Source organism: Aggregatilinea sp., assembly GCF_036822615.1.
Lineage (GTDB): Bacteria > Chloroflexota > Anaerolineae > Aggregatilineales > Aggregatilineaceae > Aggregatilinea.
The window spans coordinates 1,507-8,350 of sequence record NZ_DAISHJ010000143.1 but is presented as its reverse complement, the minus strand read 5'-3'; the positions used below and the strand labels follow the sequence as shown (position 1 = coordinate 8,350).

The 6,844-nt window shown below is 63.8% G+C and carries 6 protein-coding genes; 3 read left to right on the top strand and 3 right to left on the bottom strand.

The genetic code is table 11. The features are described 5' to 3' along the window. Together V7116_RS23255 and V7116_RS23250 are read left to right on the top strand one after the other, a co-directional pair. A partial coding sequence (locus V7116_RS23255; protein ID WP_324394380.1) for an SDR family NAD(P)-dependent oxidoreductase occupies positions 1-853 on the top strand: 853 nt, incomplete at its 5' end. Between the two features lie 221 nt (positions 854-1,074). Further along, on the top strand, positions 1,075-1,560 hold the full coding sequence (locus tag V7116_RS23250; RefSeq protein WP_324394379.1) for a GNAT family N-acetyltransferase: 486 nt from the start codon (positions 1,075-1,077) through the stop codon (positions 1,558-1,560). A 118-nt stretch (positions 1,561-1,678) separates the two neighbouring features. Here the strand turns inward: V7116_RS23250 and V7116_RS23245 are convergent, their stop codons facing one another. The 3 genes from V7116_RS23245 to V7116_RS23235 all read right to left on the bottom strand — a co-directional run bounded on the left by V7116_RS23245 (position 1,679) and on the right by V7116_RS23235 (position 6,083). Then, positions 1,679-2,167 carry a DinB family protein gene (locus tag V7116_RS23245; protein ID WP_324394378.1) on the bottom strand — a complete coding sequence of 163 codons (489 nt, stop codon included), beginning with the start codon at positions 2,165-2,167 and terminating at the stop codon, positions 1,679-1,681. A 106-nt stretch (positions 2,168-2,273) separates the two neighbouring features. Further along, positions 2,274-3,281, bottom strand: coding sequence for a polysaccharide deacetylase family protein (locus tag V7116_RS23240; protein ID WP_324394377.1), 1,008 nt, complete (start codon positions 3,279-3,281; stop codon positions 2,274-2,276). A gap of 387 nt (positions 3,282-3,668) precedes the next feature. Then, positions 3,669-6,083 (bottom strand): endonuclease MutS2, encoded by a 2,415-nt coding sequence (locus V7116_RS23235; RefSeq protein ID WP_324394376.1) that lies wholly within the window; start codon positions 6,081-6,083, stop codon positions 3,669-3,671. 379 nt (positions 6,084-6,462) lie between these two features. On the opposite strand from V7116_RS23235, the gene V7116_RS23230 reads away from it, so the two are divergent. Next, positions 6,463-6,844, top strand: a 382-nt coding sequence (locus tag V7116_RS23230) for an aminoglycoside phosphotransferase family protein (RefSeq protein ID WP_324394375.1), incomplete at its 3' end; no start/stop codon positions are given.

Here is a 6,844-nt window from a genome sequence, read left to right as displayed (position 1 = left end):
GGGGCGCGTGGTGCTGATCACCGGGGCCAACCAGGGCATCGGCGCAGCGACGGCCAAAGCGTTCGCCGCGTTGGGCGCGCACGTCTTCGTGCACTACTTCCGGCTGCTGGGCGATCCGGCAGCAAGCGGCGATACGTCCGCGCCGGGGGCGGCGCGCCACGCCGCCGACCGCGAACAGGGCGCAGACACCGTGCTGGACGCGATCCGCGCCTGCGGCGTGCGAACCGCCGCCGCCGAAGCCGATCTGTCCGATCCGGCCAGCATCCCGGCCCTGTTCGATCGAGCGGAAGCGGCCCTGGGCCCGGTCGAGATCCTGGTCAACAATTCGGCAAGCTGGACGGCGGATACGTTTGTGCCGTCCGGCGCGGCCCAGTTCAACACGCTGCCGGAGTTATGGTCCGAAAACGTCACCGGCACGCTGACGCCCGCCAGCATCGATCTGCATCTGGCCGTGAACACACGCGCCCTGGCGCTGATGATGGCCGAGTTCGCGCGACGTCACCGGGCGCGCGGCGCGACCTGGGGGCGCATCGTCAACCTGAGCACAGGCGGCGCGTACGTCTTCCCCGGCGAGGTGTCGTACGGCGCGAGCAAAGCCGCGCTCGAATCCTACAGCCGCAGCGCCGCGAAAGAGCTGGGCCAGTTCGGGATCACGGTGAACGTCATCTCGCCCGGCCCCACGCAGACCGGCTGGATCACGCCCGCGCTGGAAGCAACGCAGCTGCCCTCGATCCCGATGGGGCGCATCGGCCAGCCGGAGGACACCGCCGCCGCCATCGTGTTTTTCGCGTCGGAGCAGGCGGGCTACATCACCGGCCAGCTTTTGCACGTCGGCGGCGGCCAGACGGTGTGATGGATCAGCACAAAAAAGCCGCGTTCGGTGCGATCGGGCGCGGCAAATTTGGGATATCATGATAGAAGATAGTATATCTTCACTCGCTCCAACGCCTCAACTTTTCGGTGTTTTACGGCGCACCCCGGCGGCTATACTTTCGCTCACCGTCCAGCATCGAGCACGCAGCGATCACCACCCTGGCGGCACTTTTTGACTGGATGCAGCAAGGAGCGTGCCCCATGACTTTGACCTTCGCGGAAGCAGGCGAGCAGGATATCCCCGATCTCACGCGCGTCATGACCCGCGCCTTCGACGACGAAAGCCGCACGTACCGGGGACTCGACAAAGGCGGGCCGGAGGGCTACGACAACGGCGACTTTTTCCGCCAGTGGATGCTGGGCTACGACGAGACGACCGGCTATACGATCCTGCTGGACGGCGAGGTGGTCGGCGGGCTGATCGTGTGGATCATTCCCGGCGGACACAACCACCTGGGCGTGATTTTCGTCGATCCCGCCGTGCAGGATCGCGGCATCGGGACCCAGGCATGGCAGTTTGTCGAGCGCACGTACCCCGGCGCGAAAAGCTGGCGACTCGAAACCCCGGCGTGGTCGCTGAAAAACCATGCGTTTTACGAGCGCAAATGCGGCTTCACCAAGATCGACGAAACCGATTCGCCCGACGGCGTGATGTTCGTATACCGTAAAATCATCCACCCGGACTAGACCCGGATACGCCCCTTTTGAGCGGATAAACTGACTTCTCGCTCGTCCGTTCACAAAAAACGGCAGCGCCCGATCAATGTGGCGCTGCCGTTTTGTTTTGCGCGGAACGAGTCGCGGGCTATTCGTGCCCCGGCGGCCACGTGCCCATGATTTGCCGCAGGATGCCGAATTCCCCAATGTGGTAGCTGTTGTGATCCGCGATCACCAGCGCCTCGCGCAGCACGGTATATCCCGGCGCGTGCGGAATATCTGCCGTCAGGTCGATCGCGGGATTCTGCACGATGTCTTCGAACGAGCGCAGGTCGGCGTGAATGGCGTTGATCGTCGCCTGCCACTTGAGCGGATCGGCCTGTTCGCCCGGCGCGGGCCAATGCCCGTCCGGCCAGGACGGCGAGACGTGATTCGGGTCGCGCGTGAACTCAAGAATGTCCCACTGGGTGATGCGGATATGCTCCAACAGGTCCCACGGGGAATAACTGACGTTTGGAGGCCGTTCGTTGATACGGTCCAACGGAAAATCGGCAACGGCATCGTCAATGGTCATATGCGCGTTGCCCCCGCGCAGCAGCGCGAGTACTTGCTGGCGAAGCACAGTATCGTCGGGCATTCCAGATCCTTTACTGCCACCGGCAGCATGTTCTCCTGGCAAACGGGCCAGGACCCGTGATCAGGCGGTCAGTGAGCGAGCGCCATGTCTGGACGCGCCGTGACGGTCAGATCCCGGTCGCCAGCCATGTCACGAGCGATCCGAACACGCCCGCCAGCGCCGCCAGCCGCGCCGACGACCGGTCGGGGTTCCTCCGGTTCTTCATCGAACTCAGGGCGCGCTTGATCGAAACGCCGTGCACGTTCGTGACGAACAGCGAGGGCGACGTTTCCCGAATGTCGATGCGTTTGAGGGCGTAGGGCGAGTCTTCCGCAAAGACCGGCCCGGCGATCGCTTCCAGCGCGCAGTTGTGGCCGCTCTGTTTGATGATCCGCCGTGTGTCCCCCGTAAAGTTCACGGCCTGTCCGAACGGGTAGGCAAACGGCATTTCGCGTAGGCCGAGATGCTGGCTGATGATCTCTTTGGCCTTCACGATCTGCGCTTCCTGCTCCTGTTCGGACAGCAGCGCCAGATTGACGTGATCGTGGGTGTGGTTGCCGAATTCAAATCCGGCGGCGCGCATCGCGGCGATTTCCGACCAGTCGAGGTAAATACGCGCCGGGTGCTCGTCGGGCAGCGTCAGGTGATGGTCCGCGCACAGCGCGTCGATGAAGTCGTGAATCTCCCGTATGTGGCAGTGCTCGTTGAGCGTCCAGATGATTTCGGACGGTCCCGCGCCATAGCCCAGATGCAGCCCCTTGCCCCAGTGCCGCCGCGCCTGTGACGCCACCCTGGACGCGCCCAGCTTGTTCGAGACATACGCGATCTTGTTCGGCCAGAGCTTGAGCGTCGTTTCGATCACCGAGGTGTTCAGGAAAATCGTCGCGGGCAGATTATAGGCATGCAGAATCGGCAGCGCGTAGTGATACAGATCGCGGTACCCATCGTCGAAGGTGATCACCAGCGTCCGCTCAGGCAGTTCGCCGCTGCGCAGTTCGCTGAGCATCTGGCGCAGCGACACCACACGGAAGTTCTCGGTTAAATAGCGCACGTGGTCTTCGAACATGTCCGGCGACACGGTCATGTCCAACCCGCGCAAAAAGTCATCCTCGATCGGCGCGATATTGTGATACACGAGGATGCGCGCCCTGGCTCCCTTGTACCCCGAAAGAGTCTGCGCCAACCCTGCATAGTAAATGGTTGTTCGGAGGGTTCCACGTATCATGCGACGTAGTGAGGACATACGGCTGCTCCAGCATATAACAGTAGCGCGGCAGCAAAACAGCCGCGCTCCGTGAGGCCTGATAGAACATTCTCCCGCTTCGAACGCACCAGGGCTGGTAACGTATCATATAGATTTATTATAGAAATTTTCTCGGTATTAACAAGTAACGTTGGTTAAAATACTCGAAATTCGTTAATGCAAGGTTACTAAAAGATAAAAGATAGAGGATGATCTTGTTTATAAAGCAAAACACCCCGGCAGGCAAACAGCCGACCGGGGTGTTTTGCAGCCTCTGCGTCAGTTCGACGGGACCAGACTGACGACGGTCACGCCGTCGCCGCCTTCCTTTTCGTCGCCGCGCTCGTATTTCTTCACCAGCGGGTGACCGCGCAGCGCGTCACGGATGGCGGTGCGCAGCGCGCCCGTGCCTTTGCCGTGAATGATGCGCACGAACGGCAGTCCCGCCATGTACGCCGCGTCGAGGTAGTTTTCCATCGACGGCAGCGCGTCCTCGACCGTCTGCCCGCGCAGATCCAGTTCCAGCCCCGGCGACGCCGTGCGCGTCATGACCGGATCGCTGACCGGCAGCGCGGCGGCCAGCTTTTTACGCCGGGTCGCCTTCTGGTCGCGCTTGCTCTCGCCGCGAGAGCGCGGCAGCAGCTCATCGAGCTTGGCGCGCAGCCGCAGCCGCCCGACCATGACCTCGGCCTCGTCGCCCGAAAGCTCCATGATCTGCCCCTCGGTGTTGAGCGTCTCCACCCACACCAGATCGCCCAGCCGGAAGCTGCGATCCTCTTCTTCGCCGGGCAGAGACGCGGCAGCGGGTTGGGCCATTTCGGGCAGCGCGTTACGCAGACCGGACGCCTGCGATTCCACCTGCCGGATCGCGTCCAGCGGCTGTCCTGCCGCCATGAGCTGCTTGCGCGTGCGCCGGATCTCCGCGCGCAGCTCTTCCAGCTCCGCTTCGGCCTGCTGGCGCGCGTCGGCCAGCATCGTGCGGCGCTCGTCTTCGATGTACGCCAGCCGCCCGCGCAGTTCCGCCCGCAGTTCTTCCGCGGCCTGGAACGACTGGCGCAGGCCGTTCTGGGTGTGCTCGATCTCTTTGCGCTTCTGGTGGATCGCGTCCAGCAGGTCGTCCGTCGCCAGATCCTCGTCCGTCACCATCGAGCGCGCCCGGTCGATGATCGACCGGGGCAGGCCCAGCCGCTCCGCGATCGCCAGCGCGTTAGAACGCCCCGGCAGCCCGACGATCAGCCGGTATGTCGGCGCGAGCGTTTCCAGGTTGAACTCCATGCTGGCGTTGTGCACGCCCGCTTTCTCGTGGCTGTAGACTTTCAGTTCCGGGTGGTGCGTGGTGACCAGCGTCGTCACGCCCCGCCCCACGAGATCGTCCAGCAGCGCGCGGGCCAGCGCCGCGCCTTCGGCGGGATCGGTCCCCGCGCCGAGTTCGTCCAGGATCGCCAGCGAGTGCTCGTCGGCCACGTCCAGGATCTCGATGATGTTGGTCATGTGCGACGAGAACGTCGAAAGCGACTGCTCGATGCTCTGCTCGTCCCCGATATCCGCGAACACTTCCGCGAACACCGTCAGGCTCGATCCTTCCGCGACCGGCAGGTGCAGCCCGCACTGCGCCATCAGCGCCAGCAGGCCGACCGTCTTCAGCGCGACGGTCTTGCCGCCCGTGTTCGGCCCGGTGATCACCAGCGCGTACGTCTCGTCGTCCAGGTCCACGTCGATCGGCACGACCTTCTTCGGGTCCAGCAGCGGGTGGCGTGCCGAATAGAGCCTGATCGTGCTGCCGGGGTGCGGGAACGGCGCGTCGCGGAAGCCCACCAGCGCCGGAGCGGTCGCGTTCAGCGCGTCGGCATACTTGGCCTTGGCGAAGGCGAGGTCCAGCAGGGCCAGCGTCTCGACCGTGCGAATGATGTACGGCCCTTCACGCCCCACCATGTCGCACAGCTCGCGCAAGATGCGGCGCACTTCGTTTTCTTCTTCCAGTTGAAGCTCGCGCCACGCGTTGTTGAGTTCCACCGTCGCCAGCGGTTCGATGAACAGCGTCGCGCCGCTGGAGCTTTGATCGTGCACGATACCCTGAATACGCCCCTTGAACTCCGCCCGCAGCGGGATCACGTAGCGTCCATGCCGCTGCGTGATGAGCTGCTCCTGCAAGTAGGGGCCGTTGTTCGGGTTGTGGATGATGTTGTAGAGCTTGCCTTGCAGCCGGTCGAACGCGATGCGCATCTCGCGCCGGACGGTCGCCAGCTTGGGGCTGGCCGAGTCCTGCACGGCCCCGGTATCGTCCAGCACGCGGCTGATCTCGCCCTGAAGCGCGGTGCACTCTTCCAGCCGCTCCGCGATTTCTGCCAGGCGCGGGAACTGGTTGTTCAGGCGCGACAGCAGCCGGCGCAGCGTGGTCGCCTGCCGCAGCGTGGCGCGGATATCGAGCAGCGTTTGCGGCTCCAATGCCAATCCGCGCGCCGCCGACAGCACATCGCCGCGCACGTCGCGCGCGCCGCCGATCGTGATGTGATCGTGCGTGTTGATCAGCAGGCGCGCTTCGGTCGTCTCCTGCTGGCGATCCTGCGCCTCGTCCAGGTAGGGCGTCGGCGTCAGGTCGAGGGCCAGCTCCACGCTGGCCGAAAACGCGCAGAAGCGCGTGAGGCGTTCCAAAATCTTCGGCAGTTCGAGCGTCGTCGCCGATTTCGTGTTCATGGTGAGTCGTTCCTGGTTCTGTTTGAAGTGCTGTTGCGATTATCGCACAACGAAAAACGCCGTGAGTGCTGGTTCAACACCCACGGCGTCAGGGGATCAAGTCTGCTGGTGGCCGGAAAAAGGAGGACCTAGCAGGACAACCCGGCATGACGATCCGGAACGGGTATCAAACCGTTGGATAGAATTACTGCTAAAACGTTCACCGGGCTGCCTCCTTTTTGTAGTGTAGCCGCGTGTGGCGCACACGACCCACGGAAAAGTATACGGGGTACGGGAAGCGCTGTCAACGGTCAGGCGGAAAACCGGGCATTTCGCGTTCCGCCACGAGCAGCTTCCGCGCGCTGCTGGTATGATCGCGCCGTCTCAGGAGAAATTATGGATGACCACTCAACTCGATCATTATGTGCACCAGTGGACTCTGACCGATCCCGTGCTGCTGGCCGAAACGCCGCGCAGCGCAGTTTATGCGGCCACCCGGAACGGCGGCGAAAAGGTCGCGCTGAAGCTGCTGACACCGGAGGGCGCGGGCGACGAAGCGGACGGCGCGCTCGCTCTGCGCTACTTCGACGGGCACGGCGCGGTGCGGCTGTTAGAGGCCGACGACGGCGCGCACCTGCTGGAATATGCCGGGGACGAAGAACTCGCGCAGGTCGTGTGGCGCGGGGCGGATCTGGACGCGGCGGGCATCATCGCGGACGTGCTGAACAAGCTGCACCAGCCCCGGCCCGTCGGCAGCGGCCTCGGCGCGGTTGAGGCGGTCG